We start from the raw sequence: 19406 nt of genomic DNA on the forward strand, positions 1-19406 counted from the left end.
CAGACGCTGTGCGGGCGAAGGCTTCTCGGCGACGGCGAAGGCGGTCATCGGGCACCACCGCCGACCTTCTCATCGGCCTCGCGATCACCGTTGATCAGTTCCTCGGCCTCGTGCCCGGTCAATGTGAGGAACACATCGTCGAGCGAGGGCCGCCGCAGACCCACGTCGTGGATCTTCACCTCGTGCTTGGTGAGCTGACCGATGGCGTCGACCAGGGCCTGCGAACCGTCCTCGACCGGAACGATGATCCGGCGCATGCCCGGCTCGAGCCGAATCTCCCCGTGCGCCAAGCCTTCCAGCGCCTGCCGCGCGATGGCCAGATTGTCCACGTGATCGACCACCAGCTCGATGCGGTCACCGCCGACCATGGCCTTGAGCTCGTCGGAGGTGCCTTCGGCGATGACCCGGCCGTGGTCGATGACCGCGATGGAATCGGCCAGCCGATCGGCCTCCTCCAGATACTGGGTGGTCAGCAACAGCGTGGTGCCGCCCGCCACCAGCTCCTCGATCACGTCCCAAAGATCCAGGCGCGCACGCGGATCCAGGCCGGTGGTGGGTTCGTCCAGGAACAGCACCGGCGGATTCGCGACCAGCGCGCCCGCCAGATCGAGGCGGCGGCGCATACCGCCGGAGTAGCCCTTGACCGGGCGGTCGGCGGCGTCGGCGAGCCGGAAACGCTCCAGCAGCTCCCGCGCGCGCTCCTTACTGCGCTGCACACCCATGTGGTACAGCCGCCCGACCATCTCCAGATTCTCGAAGCCGGTGAGGTATTCGTCGACGGCGGCGTACTGGCCGGAGGTGCCGATGCGCGACCGCAGCAGCTGCGGATCCTTCAGCACATCCACCCCCGCCACGGTGGCGTGGCCGGAATCCGGGATCAGCAGGGTGGTGAGCACGCGCACCGTGGTGGTCTTGCCCGCGCCGTTGGGGCCGAGCAGAGCTGTCACGGTGCCTTCGGGAACGGACAGGTCCAGGCCGTCGAGGGCGACCAGGTGGCCGTACCTCTTGACCAGACCCTCGGCGACTATGGCGTCGGGCATGATTCTCCTGACTGTGCGCTGGTTCTGAACTGCACGAATACGGTCGAACAAGACCAAACGCTCTCGGCCAGTATGGCCGGATACAGAAGTGGCCGCATCCCACTGGGGGTCCGGCGGTGCTCGGGGTTGCCGGTGTGGGATGCGACCGATTCGATGATCCGCCCGGCCACCGGCCTCGATCGCGAGTAGTGCGCTACTCGAATCGAATTCGGCGAAGGACGCAATTCGGTCACAGTCGGATGTTCCCACTCGGGTACGACACTTTTTCCGCGAAAAAATCTTGGAACGCGGTGCCCCGATAGCCACACAATCCCAATTCGTCGCGTAGGATCGTTCCCGTCGGCCCCTCCCCCCCGGGCCGACCTTACGCGGGCCTCGGCTAACTCCCCCCCTTCGCCGAGGCCCGCCCCTATTCCCGGGGTAGGTTTCGCGCCCGGCGGCGACCGGCCTCAGATCAGCGGGCGAATCACACCAGCGGTCGAATCACATTGCGACGCAGCACATGCCCGTGCAGCCGATTGATGCCCTTCACCCGCACCGTCGCCAGATGCCGCAGCGTGAATTCCGGATCGTCCTCGATCGCTTCCGCCGCACCGTCATCCACCAACACCGTGCCCGGCCGCGCCACACCGGTGAGTCGCGCCGCGGTATTCACCACCGAGCCGTAGAGGTCGCCGAAGCGTTGCAGGACTTCGCCATACGCCACACCGACCCGCAATTCCTGGGTGACGCCGTGCGAGGCGATGGCGGCCTCCTGGACCGCGAGCGCGATGCGCGCGCCCTCGGCGGCGGAATTGGCCGCGAACATGACCTCGTCGCCGACATTCTTGATCACCCAGCCGCCGTGCGCCACGATCGCGTTGCTCGTGGCCGTCTCGAACGCCTCCAGCAGCGCCGACAGCTCATCGGGTTCCAGGTGGCGGGTCAGGCGGGTGTAGCCGACCATATCGGCGAAACCGACGGCCAGCACGCGCATCGTGTCGCCCGCGACCGCGCCCCCGTCCAGCGAACGCGCCAGGGCCGCGTCCAGATGCCGCCGGAAGGCATAGCGCTGCAACGTCTCGAACTCGGTGACCACCTCATCGGTGGCGATGCGCGCGGCCTGTTTCGGATCCAGCTCCGGCTGCTCCTTGGCCAACGTCGCGATCCGGTCCAGGATCTCCTCGGTCACCAGATCGACCTGCCACTCCGCCAGCCGGGCCATGGATCGGCCCAGCGTGCGGGCCGCGGTGGTCTGTCGATGAATGTCCGCACCGGCGAGCACGTGCAGCTTGGCGAAGGTGCGGGCGGCCTCGATATCGGACTCGGTGTACTCCACCGCGTTGTCGTCCGGATCGGCCGGGAAGCCCAGCGACACCCACAGCCGCCGGGTAATGGAATTGGGCAGTCCCGTCAGTTCCGAGACCTGCGTCCGGTCGTATTTGCGCGACCCACTGAGCAGGTACGGCTCCACCACGGACTGCACCAGCTCGGAGATCTCAGTGGACGCCATGCCTCGACGATACGGCGTTGACCGGGCAGTAAACCTCCGCATGTTCCGTGTCACAGTGCGGAAGTTCCGACGGTGCGCCAAACCCGTCCGTGCCGGACGAAATCAGCGCACCATCAGGGTTTTTCAGCACCCCATCCGGGGATTTTCAGCGCGTGGTGACCTCGTGCCAGAGATCGGCGTCATTGCGCTGGCGAAGCTTGCTGATTCCGAAGACCACGGCGGCGATCACGACGATCGTGAGAACGAATTTCATGAATCCCACAGTACTGGAACGACAAACACAAAAGCCGCAGACCGGATTCGGTCTGCGGCTTGTCGTCAGTGGAGCCTAGGGGAATCGAACCCCTAACCCCTGCCTTGCAAAGGCAGTGCTCTGCCAATTGAGCTAAGGCCCCTGGGAAGGCAGTTCGATCTTTACCTGTAAGTGGGCCTAGGAGGACTTGAACCTCCGACCTCTTCGTTATCAGCGAAGCGCTCTAACCGCCTGAGCTATAGGCCCTTAGTGGGTGTTCGAAGTGTGTCACTCGAACGAGGCAGAAGATTACCGTACGCAAGCGCCGATAACCAAAACGGCCGGTCAGCGGCCTGCGAGCAGCAGACCGGACCGGCCGTCACGGCGGATCGAAAGAGCGGTTTTCTAGTCGGGGTCGGCCAGGGTGACCTGGATGCCGCCGACCAGATCGGTGCACTGGTTGTAGACGAACACGCCCACGGTGGACAGCGCGGTCAGCAACACCACATTGATGAGGCCGATGACACCGGCGTAGCCGAAGACCGTGCCCGCGTCGATGAGCGCCGAGGACGAGCTGTCGGAGACCATATCGGTGAAGGTGGAGTTCAGGCGCTCCCACACACCCATGCCCTCGAGCACCAGGTACAGCAGGCCGACCGCCAGCATCCACACGAAGAACATGGCCACACTGATCACCAGCGAGACCTTCAGCGTGGACCACGGGTCGATGTGGCGCAGCTGCACGGTGGCGCGCAGCGGCTCACCGGTGGCCGCGGCCTGCGCCACCGCCGCGGGGGCGGACGGCGAGACCGGACCGGCCGGTGCGATCGGCTCCGGCGGCGGCAGCGGGTGCCGCAGCTCGGACAGATCGGGCAGATCCTTGACCAATTCGGGGCGGGCGATGCTGCGGGTCGGTCCGTCGATGCCGACGGACTTCACCATGGCCGCCTCCTTGCGCGCCGCCTTGGCCGCCAGGTCGGCGGTCGTACGCGCATTGGAGACACCGGCATTCAGGCCGCCGCCCTGCAGGCCACCGCCACCCTTGAGGCTGCCGGTGCTGCCCGGGGTCGGGGCCTGGCCCGGGCGGTACAGGTTGGACTGCGGCTCCCGCTGCGGCAGCTGCGACCAACCCTCCTGGAAGGGCGAACCGCCCTGCGCGTCCGCGGAATCCGCGACGGTACCGTCGGCCGAATTGTTACCTTCCGGCCCGAAATCGCCGGACTGATCCGACAATTCGGGTGATTGCGGAGCGCCGCCCTCGGGCGCGCCCGGACGCGGAATGGGCCGCGGCGGAATCGGAGACGGGGCGATTCTCTCGGTCACGCCATTGGCATGACCGCGCTGGTCATTCGGCTGATTCGTGGTCAATGGTGAATCCTTCGATCCGTGTGTGCCGCCGCTGCTGTGGTGAAACTACTGCTTCGCCGAACCGCTGGTGTCATCTTCGGCAACCTGGTCGGGCTCATCCGCGTTCCGAGCGATCGCGAGCAAAGTATCGCCCTCGCCCAGGTTCATCAACCGCACGCCCTTGGTTTGCCGTCCGGCCTTGCGAACCTGGTGCGCCAGCGTGCGAATGACACCGCCGCCGGAGGTGATCGCGTACAGCTCATCATCGTCATTGACAATGAGCGCCCCGACAAGACTGCCACGTTTCTCGTCGTACTGAATCGTCAGCACACCCTTGCCGCCACGACCCTGCGCGGTGTACTCGTCGATCGCCGTACGCTTGGAGTACCCACCGGCGGTCGCGACAAGCAGATAGATGCCCTCCTGATCGCGAACCACGTTGAGCGACAACAGTTCATCGTCGGCATTGAAGCGCATGCCCTGCACGCCGGAGGTGGCGCGGCCCATCGGGCGCAGCACCTCGTCATTGGCGGAGAAGCGGATGGACTGGCCGTGCGCCGAGACGAGCAGCAGATCGTCGTCCGCGGAACACAGTGCCGCACCGACCAATTCGTCCTCATCGCGCAGATTGACCGCCACGATGCCGCCGGTGCGGTTGGAGTCGAAGTCGGTCAGCTTGGACTTCTTCACCAGGCCCTTGCGGGTGGCCAGCACCAGGTAGGGCGCGTCCTCGTAGGACTTGATCTGAATGACCTGGGCGATCTTCTCGTCCGGCTGGAAGGCCAGCAGGTTCGCCACGTGCTGGCCGCGCGCGGTGCGGTTGGCCTCGGGCAGCTCGTACGCCTTGGCCCGGTACACCCGGCCCTTGTTGGTGAAGAAGAGCAGCCAGTCGTGGGTCGAGGTGATGAAGAAGTGCTTGACGATGTCGTCCTGCTTGAGGCCCGCGCCCTGCACGCCCTTGCCGCCGCGCTTCTGCGAACGGTAGAGGTCGGTCTTGGTGCGCTTGGCGTAGCCGGTCTCGGTGATCGTCACGACCACGTCCTCGCGGGCGATCAGATCCTCGTCCTGGACGTCGCCGTCGGCCGCGATGATCTTGGTGCGGCGCTCGTCGCCGTACTTGTCGACGATCTCGGCCAGTTCGTCACGCACGATCGCGCGCTGCCGTTCCGGCTTGGCCAGAATGTCGTTCAAATCCGCGATCTCGGCCTCGATCTTGGCCAACTCGTCGAGGATCTTCTGCCGCTCCAACGCCGACAGGCGACGCAGCTGCATATCGAGGATGGCGGTCGCCTGGATCTCGTCGATCTCCAGCAACTGCATCAGGCCGGTGCGCGCGGTCTCGGTGTCGGCCGAGCGGCGGATCAAGGCGATCACCGCGTCCAGCTGATCGAGCGCCTTCACCAAACCGCGCAGGATGTGGGCCCGCTCCTCGGCCTTGCGCAGCAGGTAGCGGGTGCGCCGGATGATGACTTCCAACTGGTGATTCACATACAGCCGGATCATCTGGTCCAGGCGCAGCGTGCGCGGCACCCCGTCCACGATGGAGAGCATGTTGCAGCCGAAGGAGGTCTGCAGCTGGGTGTGCTTGTAGAGGTTGTTCAACACCACCTTGGCGATGGCGTCGCGCTTGACCGTGATCACGATGCGCAGGCCGACACGGTCGGAGGACTCGTCGTGAATGTCGGAGACACCCGCGATCTTGCCGTCCTTCACCTGCTCGGCAATGGCATTGATGAAGTTGTCGGTATTGACCTGGAAGGGCAGCTCGGTGATGACGATCGTGGTGCGCCCGCGATTGTCCTCCTCGATCTCCACCACACCGCGCATGCGGACCGAACCGCGACCGGTGGTGTAGGCGTCGTGGATGCCCTGGGTGCCGACGATCAGGCCCGCGGTCGGGAAGTCCGGCCCCTTCACCCGCTCCATGCACGCCGCGAGGGTGGCTTCCTCGTCGGCCTCGTGATTGTCCAGCGCCCAGTAGATGGCCTCGGCCAGCTCGTTCAGGTTGTGCGGCGGAATGTTCGTCGCCATACCGACCGCAATACCGTTGGAGCCGTTCATGAGCAGCGCGGGCACGCGGCTCGGCAGAACCACCGGCTCCTGGGTCTTGCCGTCGTAGTTCGGCATGAAATCGACCGTCTCGTGGTCGATTTCGCGCAGCATCTCCATGGCCAGCGGCGTCAGACGGCACTCCGTGTAACGCATGGCGGCCGCGCCGTCATTACCGCGGGAACCGAAGTTGCCCTGGCCGTCGACCAGCGGGTAGCGCAGCGACCACGGCTGCGCCATGCGCACCAGGGTGTCGTAGATGGCCGTGTCACCGTGCGGGTGGTAGTTGCCCATGGTGTCGGCGACCGGGCGCGCGGACTTCACATAGCCGCGGTCGGGTCGATACCCGTTGTCGTACATCGCGTACAGGATGCGCCGGTGCACCGGCTTGAGGCCGTCACGCACCTCGGGCAGCGCGCGGCCCACGATCACGCTCATCGCGTAATCGATGTAGGAGTTCTGCATCTCCTGCTGAATGTCGACCGGCTCGATACGGTCGCCACCCGAAGGCGGCAGCGAAGTCTCAGTCATAGAAAGGTCTCCGTAGGAAGTCTGTGGTGGTCGGAATGCGGCGGCTGGTCCGGGGGTTCGGGGGCTTGCCCCCGAAAGGGGTTGGGGGCTTTGCCCCCTTCTCCCCTACCCCCGGGCTGGGGTGTCCCGATCACACATCGAGGAAGCGAACGTCCTTGGCGTTGCGAGTGATGAAGCTGCGCCGAGCTTCCACGTCCTCACCCATGAGGATGGAGAACAGCTCGTCCGCGGCGGCCGCGTCATCGAGGGTCACGAGGCGCAGGACGCGGACCGACGGGTCCATCGTCGTCTCCCACAGCTCCTTCGGGTTCATCTCGCCGAGACCCTTGTAGCGCTGGATGCCGTCGTCCTTGTTGATCTTCTTGCCCGCGGCCAGGCCGCGCTCGAGCAGCCCGTCGCGCTCGCGGTCGGAGTAGGCGAACTCCGGCTCGGACCGCTGCCACTTCAGCTTGTACAGCGGCGGCATGGCCAGATAGACGTGACCGTGCTCGACCAGCGGGCGCATGAAGCGGAACAGCAGCGTCAGCAGCAGCGTCGAGATGTGCTGGCCGTCCACGTCGGCGTCGGCCATCAGCACGATCTTGTGATAGCGCAGCTTGGCGATGTCGAACTCGTCGTGGATGCCGGTGCCGAAGGCCGTGATGATGGACTGGACCTCGGTGTTCTTCAGCACGCGGTCGATGCGCGCCTTCTCCACATTGATGATCTTGCCGCGCAGCGGCAGGATCGCCTGGTACATGGAGTCGCGGCCGGACTTGGCCGAACCACCGGCGGAGTCACCCTCCACGATGTAGATCTCGGACTTGGCCGGATCCTTCGAGCGGCAGTCGGCCAGCTTGCCCGGCAGACCACCCAGATCGGTGGCGGACTTGCGCCGCACCAACTCTCGCGCCTTGCGGGCCGCCACGCGCGCCTGCGCCGACGAAACCGCCTTCTGCACAATGGTCTTCGCATCGGCCGGGTTGGCCTCGAACCAGTGCGAGATGTGCTCGTTGCAGGTCCGCTGGACGAAGGACTTCACCTCGGTATTGCCGAGCTTGGTCTTGGTCTGGCCCTCGAACTGCGGGTCGGCGATCTTGACGCTCACGATGGCGGCCAGGCCCTCGCGGATGTCGTCACCGGTGAGGTTGCCGTCCTTCTCCTTGAGGAGCTTCTTGTCCTTCGCGTACTTGTTCACCACGGTGGTGAGCGCCGCGCGGAAGCCCTCCTCGTGGGTGCCGCCCTCGTGGGTGTTGATGGTGTTGGCGAAGGTGTGGACCGACTCGGAGTAGCCCGAGTTCCACTGCATGGCCACCTCGACCTCGTGGCCGGTGCCCTTGCCGGTGAACGCCACGATCGAGTTGTGGATCGGGGTCTTGGTCCGGTTGATGTGCTTGACGTAGTCCTCGAGCCCGCCCGGGTAGTGGTAGGTCCGGGTCTTCACCTTCGGCTCGGCGACCGGCGCGTTCTCGTCGAGATGCTTGGGGGCCTCGGCGGTTTCGCTGACCACCTCGTCGGTGATGTCGTTCTCGGCCACGCGCTGATCGGTCAGCGTGATGGTGAGGCCCTTGTTCAGGAACGCCATCTCCTGCAGGCGACGCGCCACCGTCTCGAAGCTGAAGGTGGTGGTCTCGAAGATCTCCGGATCCGGCCAGAACCGGATGGTGGTACCGGTGCGCTTGGTCGGGTCGCCCTGAACCAGCTTGCCGGGCTTGGAGTCCTTGTACTCCTGGGCCCAGTGGTAGCCGTCGGTGTCCACCTCGGCCTCGAGCCGGGTGGACAGCGCGTTCACCACCGAGATGCCGACGCCGTGCAGACCGCCCGAGACGGCGTACGACTCACCGTCGAACTTGCCGCCCGCGTGCAGCTGGGTCATGACCACCTCGATGGTGGGAACACCCTGCGCGTGCATGCCGACGGGGATACCGCGGCCGTCGTCGACGACCTCGACACCGCCGTCGGCCAGCAGGGTGACATCGACCCGAGAGGCGTATCCGGCCATCGCCTCGTCGACCGAGTTGTCGACGACCTCCCAGATCAAATGGTGCAAACCGCGCTCACCGGTGGAACCGATATACATACCGGGGCGCTTGCGCACCGCCTCGAGACCCTCGAGGACGGTGATGGAGTCGGCACCGTACGTCGTCTGCTTGCCTGACTTGGGCTGGGTCGAGCCGTCTGCGTTGGAGTCCATGGCAGCCACTGGTCGGTAGCTCTCCTTACTTGCTGATCCTCCCGACGCCGTGCGGTGGCACGCGTGAGGCCGTCAGACACTGTCTGCTCGAGCATCAGACTGTGTCTGCTCGAGAATTACGGGGGCTCACGCGCGGGCGCTGCGGAACGCGCCGGGAGGTATCGCCGCTAGTTACTCCCCCATCCTACTGGTACGACCGACAGAGAACCCACCTATGACACCCCTGAGTGGGCCGTAGGGTCATGAAATCGACCTGCGATATGACCGGTTATGGGTGCGGGCGGTTCCGGAAGCCTCAGACGGCGATGCGCGGGCGGCGCCCGACACCTCGGCCGACACCGCGGAGACCGTTTGCGCGCGGGTTCGCGACGATCTCCCCGGGCCGTCGGAAACGTTCCACGTGAAACAAGATCTACCCGTAGGTATCGCGCGGGCCTCGGCCTTTGACGTGGCGATCGCCGTGCCGCCAACTCGGGGCGGTCGGGCCATTGATCTTGAGCTGCTTCACCACCCCATTGCCGACCGCGGCCGCGATCTTGGCCAGGATCTGGGATTGGAACATGCGCAACTGGGTGGCCCAGGCCGTGGACTCCGCTTGAATACTCAGAATGCCGTTCTCCAGCGAGATGGGCTGGGCATGCGAGGCGATGTCCTCCCCCACCACGCTGGCCCAGCGGCCGAAGACCGTGCCCTCGGCGACCTTGGTGGACCAGCCGCGCCCCTTGGCCAACTGCATGGCCAAGGCCGACAGGGTCTGGGGGTCACGGTCGTCCGGGTGTGCGCCCGACCATCCGGTACGGCGGCGACGCAGGGCGCGAACACCGCCCTTGCGCGGCGAGGCCCGGCCCTGCCCGACCGACTTTCCGGCGGCGCGAGCCGCGGCGCGGGCCTCTTCGAGGGCGCGCCGGGCCAGATCGACGCCGCGCAATTCGGGTTCGGATCCCGTTGTCTCGGAACTCTGTTCGGAGCTCATGCGGTCGTCGGCGTCCGGCTGCTCGACCATCCACAACTCCTTCCACACTGGGGAATCCCGAACCTCACCATCGGTTCGTCACGTGATCTCGGTTCGCCACGTGATTCTGCCGCATCGGTCCGACGCTCACAGCGAAGCCGACTCGGCGGCGTCGACTCCCTCTTCGACAATCCGCGACGCACGCCGATCGGCCTCGCCGGTGGTCTCCACCCGCAGCGGCACCGCCGCCAATTCGGCGGGCACATCCTCGGCCACCGCGGCGGTGATCAACACCTGTTCCGCTCCCGCCGCGACGGCGGCCAGCGCGGTGCGGCGGCGGCGATCCAATTCGGCGAACACGTCATCGAGAATCAGGACCGGATCGGTTCCGGCCGAACGCAGTAGTTCGAACGCGCCCAGCCGCAAAGCCAGCGCGTACGACCAGGATTCGCCGTGGCTCGCGAATCCCTTGGCGGGCGCCGAACCCAGCATCAACTCCAGATCATCGCGATGCGGACCGACCAGACACACCCCGCGCTCCAACTCCTTGGAACGGGCGACGGCCAACTCCCGCAACAGGATTGCCTCGAGCTCCGATTCGTCCTCAGGCTGTGGAGAACGGGCGGGATCCAGCAGCTCCGGCGGCAAACTCGCACTTCGGTAAGCGATTGCGGCGGGCCGGGATTCGGGAGCGATACCTGAATAAGCCTGTGCAAGATGTGGATAAAGCTCGTGCACCAGCCGCAGCCGCTGCGCCAGTAGAACCGCGCCGTGCGCCGCGAGATGACCGTCCCACACATCGAGGGTGCTCATCTCCGCGCCCCGATGGCCCGAACGGGCATTGCGCCCAGCGGTTTTCAACAGGGCCGAGCGCTGCCGCAGCACCTTGTCGTAATCCGCGCGCACCCCGGCCAGCCGCGGCAGCCGAGCGGTGGCCAATTCGTCCAGGAAGCGCCGCCGCTCCCCCGGGTCGCCACGCACCAGGGAGAGATCCTCCGGGGCGAACAGGACGGTCTGCAGGATCCCCAGGATCTCCCGCGGCCGCCGCACCGGGGAGCGATTGATCTGGGCGCGATTGGCCGTGCCCTGATTCAGCTCCATGTCCACCCGGAGCTCGCGGCCGGTATTGACGACCGTCGCCCCGATCCGGGCCTTCTGCGCGCCGATCCGGATCAGGGGCGCGTCTGTCGACACCCGGTGTGAGCCGAGTGTGGACAGATAGCCGATGGCCTCGATCAGATTGGTCTTGCCATTCCCGTTGGATCCCAGGAAAACCGTTCTACCGGCCGAGAGTTCGAGTTCGGCGGCCTCCCAGGAGCGGAAATCGCGCAGCGACAGCGCACGCACGTGCATCCGGTCAGTCCATGTTTTTCACAGGTTTGTCAACACTGTGCACAGGTGAGTCGCCCGATCAGCCCGGCAACCGCACCGGCATCAGCAGGTAGATGTAGCTGCCCGACAGCGCAGAGAAGGCACCCGACTCCAGCTGGGCGGGCTCCTCCTCCGGCGCGGGCAGGAACACGGCCGGACGGCTGGGGGTGGTGAAGCCGAAGGTGACCCGGTCCGAATGCGAGGCGGACAGGCCGTCGAGCAGGTAGCCGGGATTGAAGGCGATGGTCAGCGGCTCACCGCGGAACTCGGCCTCCAGCCACTCCTCGGCGCGACCGGCGTCGTCACCACCGGCGGAGAGCAACAGGCCCTCCTCGGAGAACTCCAGTCGCACCTGCGCGCCGCGCTCGGCCACCAGGGCCACACGCTTGATGGCCTCGGTCAGCGAGTTCACCGCGAGGGTGGCGATGGAGGTGTGCTCCTTGGGGAGCAACTGGCGGAACTTGGGGAATTCGGCGTCGAGCAGACGGGTGGTGGTGCGGCGGCCGCCGTTCACGATGCCGAGCAGGCCGTCGGTGCCGGTGCCGAAGGCCAGCTGCACCGGCTGATCGGACGCACCAAGGGTTTTCGCGGCCTCGGACAGGGTGCGGGCCGGGACGAGCACCGCGGTCTCCACATCGGCGCGTCCGGGCTGCCATTCGAGTTCGCGCACGGCGAGGCGGAAGCGGTCGGTCGCGGCCAGGACCACCTTGGGGCCCTCGATCTCCACGCGGATACCGGTGAGCATGGGCAGCGTGTCATCGCGCCCGGCGGCCACGGCCACCTGGGAGACGGCCTCGGAGAACAGATCCACCGCGAGCTCACCGGTCTGCGGCGGCAGCTCGGGCAGCTGGGGGTAGTCCTCGACCGGCATGGTCGGCAGCGAGAACTTGGCGCTGCCGCAGGCGATGAGCACGCGGGTGCCGTCCACCGACACATCCACCGGCTTGTTGGACAGCGCCTTGGTGATATCGGCCAGCAGGCGGCCCGACACCAGCACCTGACCCGGACCGGCGACCTCGGCGGCCACGCGCATCTGCGCGGAGACCTCGTAGTCGAAGCCGGAGACCGTCAGTCCATCCTCGTCGGCCACGAGAAGCACGCCACCGAGCACGGGCACCGGAGGCCGCGACGGCAGGCTGCGGGCCACCCAGGCTACGGATTCGGCGAAGTCCTCGCGGGCGACCCGAAACTTCATGCTTGCAAGCTCCATCGCCCGGTCTGTCCTCTCCCAGTGTGTGATTCGTGAACTCTGCTGATCTGCGTCAGCCGCCTACGCAGGATCGCACAGGGGACTGACAGAGAACCGTACCCGCGAGAGCCCCGACTGCCTACGCCGACCCTCCGAGCCGTCTGCTGCGCTGGAATCCATCACCCCGCTTCTCCCTGCTGCCCGATCGGATGTGGAGGGGCTGCCCGACGGACCGTGCTCCCCCAACTCGAGTTTCCACACACCCTGTTTTAGAAGAACCTTCTCTAGATGAATAACTGAAGTAGTAGTAGGTCCTGTTAGTTCTGTGGACTTCGGCCGTTTACGCAGGTGGGGACGGGCGGCGTCGTGTGGATGTCGTCGGGGTGGCTCGAGGATGAACAACGGGTGGCTGTGGAGTCGATGCGCTGTTCCACATCCATCCTCGAGCCATCCTCGAGTTGCTCCCCCGCTCGAGGCCCGGTAGCCAACATCAGGATGAAACCGGGGACTACCTCGAGGATTCCTCGAGGACCTGACGAGGACTCCTCGAGGAATCCCCAGGGCACAACTCCCATCCGCCCAGTTCAGGGCTCGAGGATGAATTCCCCTGTTAGCCATGTGGACTAACGCCTGTGCACGGGTGGGGGTGGCGACCTGGGGGCAACCCCGTGGACAACAGTGGGAATCCTCGAGGAGTCCACACCCCTTCCTCGAGGACTCCTCGAGGAATCCACAACCCCGAAAAGCGAAGAACCCCACGTCAGGTGACGTGGGGTTCTGTGAATTGTGGATCAGTGCGCCGGACTGTGGATCAGCGCGAACGCTGTTTGATCCGGGCTGTGAGTTCCTGCACCTGGTCGTACACGCGGCGGCGCTCGGTCATCTCCTTGCGCACCTTCTTCTCCGCGTACATGACCGTCGTATGGTCGCGGCCGAAGGCCTGACCGATCTTGGGTAGGGATAGGTCGGTGAGCTCCCGGCACAGGTACATGGCGATCTGCCGGGCCTGCGCCAGCGGGCGGGCCTTACCGGGACCGGTGAGCTCCTCGAGCGTGGTGTTGAAGTACTCGGCGGTCACGGCCATGATCGTGGCTGCCGTGATCTCCAGCGTCGCGGTATCGGGCATGAGATCGCGCAACACCACTTCCGCCAGTGAGAGATCCAGCGGCTGGCCGTTCAGCGAGGCGAAGGCCGTCACGCGGATCAGCGCGCCCTCGAGCTCACGAATATTGCGCTCCACCCGGCTCGCGATCAGCTCGAGCACATCGTGCGGCACGTCCAGGCGGTCCATGCGCGCCTTCTTGCGCAGGATCGCGATGCGGGTCTCGAGTTCCGGCGGCTGCACATCGGTGATGAGGCCCCACTCGAATCGCGTGCGCAGTCGCTCCTCCAGCGTGGCCAGCTGCTTGGGCGGCCGGTCGGAGGACACCACGATCTGCTTGTTGGCGTTGTGCAGGGTGTTGAAGGTGTGGAAGAACTCCTCCTGGATGCCTTCCTTGCCCTCGATGAACTGAATGTCGTCGACCAGCAGAATGTCGGTCTCGCGGTAGCGGCGCTTGAACGCCACCTTCCGGTCGTCGCGCAGCGAGTTGATGAAGTCGTTGGTGAACTCCTCGGTGGAGACGTACTTCACCCGCATGCCCGGGAACAGCCGCTGCGCGTAGTGACCCGCCGCATGCAGCAGGTGCGTCTTCCCCAAACCCGAAGCGCCCCAAACGAACAGCGGATTGTAGGCGCGCGCCGGGGCCTCGGCGATGGCCACCGCCGCCGCGTGCGCGAAGCGGTTGGAGGCGCCGATGACGAAGGTCTCGAAGGTGTACTTGGCGTTCAGGCTGGCCGAGGACGACGCGGCGGGCGCGGGCTCGCGCTCGGGCGTCCGGTTGAAATAGGTCGGCCAGGAGTTGCGGACATTGACCACCGGCTCGTCGTCGTGGGCCTCGTCCACCGGTCGGCGGGCGGGTTCGTCCGGATACCGTTGTGGCGCGGGCTCCTCGGCGTAGCGCTGGGGCTGGGACTCGTCCGCGTAGCGCTGCGGGGACTCCTCGTACCGCTGGGCGGGCTCCTCGGCGTAGCGCTGCGGCGCGGGCCGGGCCGGTTCGTCGTCGGGTTCCGGCGAGAACAGCGACTCCTGGCCCGGCGGCATGGTCGAACCGCGGTGGTTCTCCCGTCGCCGAGGCGGTGCGGGCGGCTCGGCGACCGGCATCGGCAACTCTTCGGCCATCGGCTGCTGCCCGAATTCCACAGGTGGATAAGCATCCCGGTCGTCGTACTCGGCCGGGTAGTCCTGGGGAGGAAGGTAGCGCGGCGCGGCGTACTCCTGGGGTGCCTGGTACAGCTGCTGCGGCCGCTCGGCCAGGGGCGGTTCGGGCTGATACGCCGGGGGCGTCGGCTCGGGTTCGCGCGGGCGTTCCGGGCGCGAGGTCATGCGCGCGTGCCGGGGCGGATTGCCCGAGCGACCGGTCGGCGGATTCTGTTGTGCGCGAATGCGCACGCCCAGGCCCTCGACCTGGAGTCCGCGGCGGGCCAGGGATCGCAGAATGAGCTCCCGCAGGTCGCGCTCGACCGTGACCTGCGCCATCGTGCCCGGCACCGAGAGCAGGGCGAATCCCTGCGCGAAGGTGATCGGTTCGATAGTGTTGAGCCACGCCTTGTGCGCCTTGCTGACCGGCTGGATCTCCCCATCCGTGGAGCCGCTCGCCAGCTCGGCGATCACCTCCGGCCAGACAGCGGTCAGCACATTCTGCTCGTCGTCCACGAACGTAGTCCTCCCCGGATGTAGGTCGATAGGAGCAGACGGTCCGCACTGCTCGGCTCCCCCAGTAACCGGGCGTAGGCGAGGCACCGTCGGCCCTACGAATATGCCACTCCAGGGGTCTTTCCACACAATTATCCACAGATGTGGAAAACCTGGGGATACACGCGGCCGCGTGTCTGATTCCCCGAATCTGGCGCGTACCTGCGGGTTCACAGCTATCTGCTGGCAAAGTCAACCGCGGTCGCAACGGAGGTACCGTCGAAGGCCTGGAAAGGACCGTACACGAACCCCGCCCCGACACACGAACTCGCAGCAAGCGGCGCGCGGAACCGGTGTTCTACCCCCGAGTTTGACCCTCGTCCAGGGGGTAAGTACCCTTCTACAGTCACCCTGTGGTGCGGTGGCGGCTGTCTGCTGCCCGTGCCGACAAGGGTATTGCGCCGAGGGACTCCCGTCCGTCGAGAGCACGTTTCACCGAACAGCTTCGGGCGTCACCGGACGTCCACCACCTAGAGGAGTGTTGACCGTGGCCAAGGGCAAGCGGACGTTCCAGCCGAACAACCGTCGTCGGGCGCGTGTCCACGGCTTCCGTCTTCGTATGCGCACCCGTGCGGGTCGCGCCATCGTCTCGGCGCGCCGTGGCAAGGGCCGCGCCAAGCTGACCGCCTGATTCGGTAATCCCGGATGCGGCGTCGTATGAGCGACTCGCCGTCCGGTCTCCGGTCCCCCCTCCGCCCGCATTCCGCTGGATGCTCAGGTGCTGCCTGAGCCCTACCGGCTGCACCGGCGCACCGACTTTTCCCGGACGGTGCGCCAGGGCCGGCGGATCGGGAGACGGGACCTCGTTGTGCACGTACTGCTACACGACGACCACGAAAGCGGACCGACCCCGGCCATCCGGGTGGGCGGTCCGCATTTCGGCTTGATCGTCAGCAAGGCGGTGGGTCCGGCGGTGGTACGCCACCGGGTGGCCCGCCGCCTGCGTCATATCTGCGCGACCCTGACGGCCGAATTGCCCGGGGGCGCGGACATTGTCATTCGCGCCCTGCCCGGTGCCGCCGACGCGCCCTCCGAGGAACTGTTGCGGCAGTTGCGGAGTGGGCTGCGCAAGCTCGGCCTCCTCTCCGTCGGCAGTGAGTTGTGAACGCACTGCGCGCCGCTGCGCGCCTACCTGCCAAAGCTCTGATATTCCTCATCGAGCTGTATCGGACCTATATCTCCCCCACCCGCATGCCGGTGTGCCGCTTCACCCCCACGTGCAGTGAGTACGCGGTGACGGCGTTGCGCACCCGCGGACTGTTCGTCGGACTCGGACTGACGGCCGTCCGATTGGCGAAATGTGCGCCCTGGCACCCTGGTGGGTGGGACCCCGTACCGGAGCGCAAGCACCGGCACGCGGCATCAGCTTGTGAAGGGTCATCGCCCGCGGTGACCGGCGATTCGAACGACGGGAGTGCATAGCGCCGTGCTCGACTTCATCTATTACCCGGTGTCGGCCATTCTTTGGTTCTGGCACCAGGCATTCGGGTATGTGCTGGGCAAGAACAGCGGATTCGCCTGGGCCCTGGCCGTGGTGTTCCTGGTGTTCACATTGCGGCTCGTGCTCTACAAGCCGTTCGTGAAGCAGGTCCGCACCACCCGGCAGATGCAGGAGCTGCAGCCGCAGATCAAGGAACTGCAGAAGAAGTACAAGAACGACCGTCAGCAGATGACGGTCGAGATGCAGAAGCTGCAGAAGGAACACGGCTTCAACCCGCTCATGGGCTGCCTGCCCGTGCTGCTGCAGGTGCCGGTGTTCATCGGCCTGTTCCACGTGCTGCGCTCGTTCAACCGCGTCGGCACCGGCGGCTTCGGCGGCTTCGGCCACAGCGGCGGCATGACCGCGGAGCAGAACGCGAATACCGCGAACTACATCTTCAGCCCGGCGGACGTCCAGTCCTTCCTGTCCGCACGGCTTTTCGGCGCTCCGCTGTCGTCCTACATCACCCAGCCGATGGCACAGCTGGAGTCCTTCGCGCACTGGGGCGGCATGCCGAGCAAGGTCGCCATCGCGGCCGTGTCGATTCCGCTGATGATCATCGCGGGCCTGGCGACCCACTTCAACGCGCGCGCCTCGGTGGCCCGCCAGTCCGCGGAGGCGGCCGCCAACCCGCAGGCCGCCATGATGAACAAGCTGGCGCTGTACGTCTTCCCGCTCGGCGTCATGGTCGGTGGTCCGTTCCTGCCCGTCGCCATCCTGATCTACTGGGTGTCCAACAACATTTGGACCTACGGTCAGCAACATCTGGTCTTCGGCAAGATCGAAAAAGAAGAAGAAGAGAAGAAGAAGATCGCGCTCGAGCGCCGCGCCCAGAACGCCCCGAAGCCGGGCGCGAAGCCGGTCGACGTCCGTAAGAAGCAGGCGGCCGCCAAGACCGACGGTGTCGAGGACGCGGTCGAGGATGCCAAGACCGATGCGCCGCAGCCCTCGCAGAACGGCTCCAAGCCCGCCCCCGGTGCCAAGCCCGGGCAGGCCAAGAAGCGCTCCGGCAATCGTGGTCGCGCCAATCAGAAGCGGCGTCGCTGAGACTTACAACTCCAGATGAAGGAAACAACCATGACTGTTGAAACCGACGGAGGGGATCCCACTGTGACGGCTGCGACGGCGGCACCGGACGCGACCGACGCCGAGGAAGCACTCATCGAAGAGGGTGAGATCGCGGGCGATTACCTCGAGCAGTTGCTGGACGTGCTCGACTTCGATGGCGATATCGATCTGGATGTCGAGGGCGATCGCGCCGTCGTGAGCATCGACGGCGGCAAGGATCTGTCGAAGCTGGTCGGCCGTCGCGGCGAGGTCCTGGACGCGCTCCAGGAACTGACCCGCCTGGCCGTGCAGCAGGCGACCGGCGTGCGCAGCCGACTCATGCTGGACGTGGCGGGCTGGCGTGCCAAGCGTCGCTCGGAGTTGAGCGCGCTCGGCACCGAGGCTGCCAAGCGCGTGCTGGAAACCGGTGAGCGCGAGGCCCTCTCCCCCATGACCCCGTTCGAGCGCAAGATCGTCCACGACGCCGTGGCCGCGCTCGACGGTGTGGTGAGCGAGAGCGAGGGTGTGGAGCCGAACCGCCGCGTGGTGGTGCTCCCCGCCTGACACGCGGAACACTCGAGGTAGGGCCCCCGGATCGAAACGATCGGGGGCCCTACTCTTATCCAGAGGTGTGCGGGTGGGGACAGTTGAAGTTCGGTTGGGGGCAAGGCGTTCGGAAGGGATGTTTCACGTGGAACCAGAGACCGAGATGAGCGCGCCGGGTCCGGTCGATCCGCCCGCCGCGGCGACGGTCGTCTTCGGCGATCGGCTCGACAAGGCTCGGCTCTACTACACCGCGCTCGCGACCGCGGGTGTGGAGCGCGGGCTGATCGGTCCGCGTGAGGTGCCCCGGCTGTGGGATCGCCACATCCTCAACTGCGCGGTGATCGGTGACCTCATCCCCCAGGGCGTGCGCGTGGTCGATATCGGCAGCGGCGCGGGGCTGCCCGGCATCCCGCTCGCCATCGCCCGACCCGATCTCCGAATCACCTTGGTGGAGCCGCTGCTTCGCCGGACCGTCTTCCTCGCGGAGTTCGTGGCGGAGGCCGGGCTCGACAATGTGCTCATCGTTCGCGGCCGGGCCGAGCAGGCGGGGGTGAAGAAGGAGGCGGGCGGCGCGGACATCGTCACCTCCCGGGCGGTCGCTCCCCTGGCGAAGCTGGCGGGCTGGTCCATGCCGCTGGTCCACGAGCACGGACGGATGCTGGCGCTCAAGGGAATCAGCGCCGCGGAGGAACTCGAGCGCGATCGCGACGATCTGACCAAAGCGGGCGCGGGTCATGCCGAGGTCCTGGAATGTGGTGTGGGAGTGCTGGAGACGCCCACCTTCGTCATCAGTGCCGAGCGCCTCGACCGCGCGGAGCGCCGTGCGGAACGCAAGAGCGGACGGTCCGGGACCGGTCGACCGAAGCGTCACTGACGAAGCTCGCGGCGCAATGTTTCCCGTGAAACATGAACAGTTTTGCCGCTTTTGAGTGTGTCGCGGTGCGAAGGTGCCCGTTCAACTTCCGTATTGTGTCCTCTACTGGCAAGCTAGTGAACGTCGAGCGTGAACGACTTCCAGCCGATTCGAGCCAGCCCTCGGTAACAACGCAGCGTCGCGGCCGTTGCTGCCAGGTGCGCGAAATCCTGCTCGGCCACGTGTCTTTGAGTTCTCGGGGTTAGGAGCCTGTATGTCCAATCGTCCGGCGAATGTTTCACGGGAAACA

The 19406-nt window shown here is 66.2% G+C and carries 16 protein-coding genes and 2 tRNA genes; 6 read left to right on the forward strand and 12 right to left on the reverse strand.

Going from position 1 to position 19406, the window contains the following annotated elements; genetic code table 11:
* Positions 1-44: 44 nt before the first annotated feature.
* The 12 genes from VMT40_RS05985 to dnaA all read right to left on the reverse strand — a co-directional run bounded on the left by VMT40_RS05985 (position 45) and on the right by dnaA (position 15131).
* Entirely contained in the window at positions 45-1040 is a 996-nt protein-coding gene (locus VMT40_RS05985; protein WP_326356916.1) for an ATP-binding cassette domain-containing protein, read from the reverse strand.
* A gap of 466 nt (positions 1041-1506) precedes the next feature.
* The gene (locus VMT40_RS05990; protein ID WP_326356917.1) at positions 1507-2532 is read right to left on the reverse strand and encodes an adenylate/guanylate cyclase domain-containing protein; all 1026 of its coding nucleotides are present in this window, start codon (positions 2530-2532) and stop codon (positions 1507-1509) included.
* Positions 2533-2677: 145 nt separating this feature from the next.
* On the reverse strand, positions 2678-2785 hold the full coding sequence (locus VMT40_RS05995) for a DLW-39 family protein (RefSeq protein ID WP_218003181.1): 108 nt from the start codon (positions 2783-2785) through the stop codon (positions 2678-2680).
* 69 nt (positions 2786-2854) lie between these two features.
* Positions 2855-2927 (reverse strand) — tRNA-Ala (locus VMT40_RS06000).
* A gap of 30 nt (positions 2928-2957) precedes the next feature.
* Positions 2958-3031 (reverse strand) — tRNA-Ile (locus VMT40_RS06005).
* 138 nt (positions 3032-3169) lie between these two features.
* Positions 3170-4132, reverse strand: coding sequence for a DUF3566 domain-containing protein (locus VMT40_RS06010; protein WP_326356918.1), 963 nt, complete (start codon positions 4130-4132; stop codon positions 3170-3172).
* Between the two features lie 45 nt (positions 4133-4177).
* On the reverse strand, positions 4178-6691 hold the full coding sequence (gene gyrA / locus VMT40_RS06015; protein WP_326356919.1) for a DNA gyrase subunit A: 2514 nt from the start codon (positions 6689-6691) through the stop codon (positions 4178-4180).
* Positions 6692-6821: 130 nt separating this feature from the next.
* Complete coding sequence (gyrB, locus tag VMT40_RS06020) at positions 6822-8864, reverse strand: DNA topoisomerase (ATP-hydrolyzing) subunit B (protein WP_326356920.1); 2043 nt, start codon at positions 8862-8864, stop codon at positions 6822-6824.
* Between the two features lie 412 nt (positions 8865-9276).
* Positions 9277-9837, reverse strand: coding sequence for a DUF721 family protein (locus VMT40_RS06025; protein ID WP_326357215.1), 561 nt, complete (start codon positions 9835-9837; stop codon positions 9277-9279).
* A 126-nt stretch (positions 9838-9963) separates the two neighbouring features.
* Positions 9964-11169, reverse strand: coding sequence for a DNA replication/repair protein RecF (recF, locus tag VMT40_RS06030; RefSeq protein WP_326356921.1), 1206 nt, complete (start codon positions 11167-11169; stop codon positions 9964-9966).
* Between the two features lie 58 nt (positions 11170-11227).
* A complete protein-coding gene (gene dnaN / locus VMT40_RS06035) occupies positions 11228-12397 on the reverse strand; it encodes a DNA polymerase III subunit beta (protein ID WP_326356922.1) in 1170 nt (389 codons plus the stop codon).
* A 790-nt stretch (positions 12398-13187) separates the two neighbouring features.
* Positions 13188-15131 carry a chromosomal replication initiator protein DnaA gene (dnaA, locus tag VMT40_RS06040; RefSeq protein WP_326356923.1) on the reverse strand — a complete coding sequence of 648 codons (1944 nt, stop codon included), beginning with the start codon at positions 15129-15131 and terminating at the stop codon, positions 13188-13190.
* Between the two features lie 526 nt (positions 15132-15657).
* Here dnaA and rpmH point away from each other — a divergent pair.
* The 6 genes from rpmH to rsmG all read left to right on the forward strand — a co-directional run bounded on the left by rpmH (position 15658) and on the right by rsmG (position 19117).
* A complete protein-coding gene (gene rpmH / locus VMT40_RS06045) occupies positions 15658-15801 on the forward strand; it encodes a 50S ribosomal protein L34 (protein WP_033085250.1) in 144 nt (47 codons plus the stop codon).
* A gap of 87 nt (positions 15802-15888) precedes the next feature.
* Positions 15889-16275 carry a ribonuclease P protein component gene (rnpA, locus tag VMT40_RS06050; RefSeq protein ID WP_326356924.1) on the forward strand — a complete coding sequence of 129 codons (387 nt, stop codon included), beginning with the start codon at positions 15889-15891 and terminating at the stop codon, positions 16273-16275.
* A complete protein-coding gene (yidD, locus tag VMT40_RS06055) occupies positions 16272-16592 on the forward strand; it encodes a membrane protein insertion efficiency factor YidD (RefSeq protein WP_442789912.1) in 321 nt (106 codons plus the stop codon). The genes rnpA and yidD overlap by 4 nt, the downstream gene beginning before the upstream one ends.
* A gap of 4 nt (positions 16593-16596) precedes the next feature.
* The gene (yidC, locus tag VMT40_RS06060; RefSeq protein ID WP_326356925.1) at positions 16597-17697 is read left to right on the forward strand and encodes a membrane protein insertase YidC; all 1101 of its coding nucleotides are present in this window, start codon (positions 16597-16599) and stop codon (positions 17695-17697) included.
* Positions 17698-17727: 30 nt separating this feature from the next.
* Positions 17728-18261, forward strand: a complete 534-nt coding sequence (locus tag VMT40_RS06065; RefSeq protein WP_326356926.1) for a Jag family protein — start codon at positions 17728-17730, stop codon at positions 18259-18261.
* A gap of 118 nt (positions 18262-18379) precedes the next feature.
* Complete coding sequence (gene rsmG / locus VMT40_RS06070; RefSeq protein WP_326356927.1) at positions 18380-19117, forward strand: 16S rRNA (guanine(527)-N(7))-methyltransferase RsmG; 738 nt, start codon at positions 18380-18382, stop codon at positions 19115-19117.
* Positions 19118-19406 lie beyond the last annotated feature (289 nt).

It is taken from the genome of Nocardia sp. CDC160 (assembly GCF_035818795.1).
Classification (GTDB): domain Bacteria; phylum Actinomycetota; class Actinomycetes; order Mycobacteriales; family Mycobacteriaceae; genus Nocardia.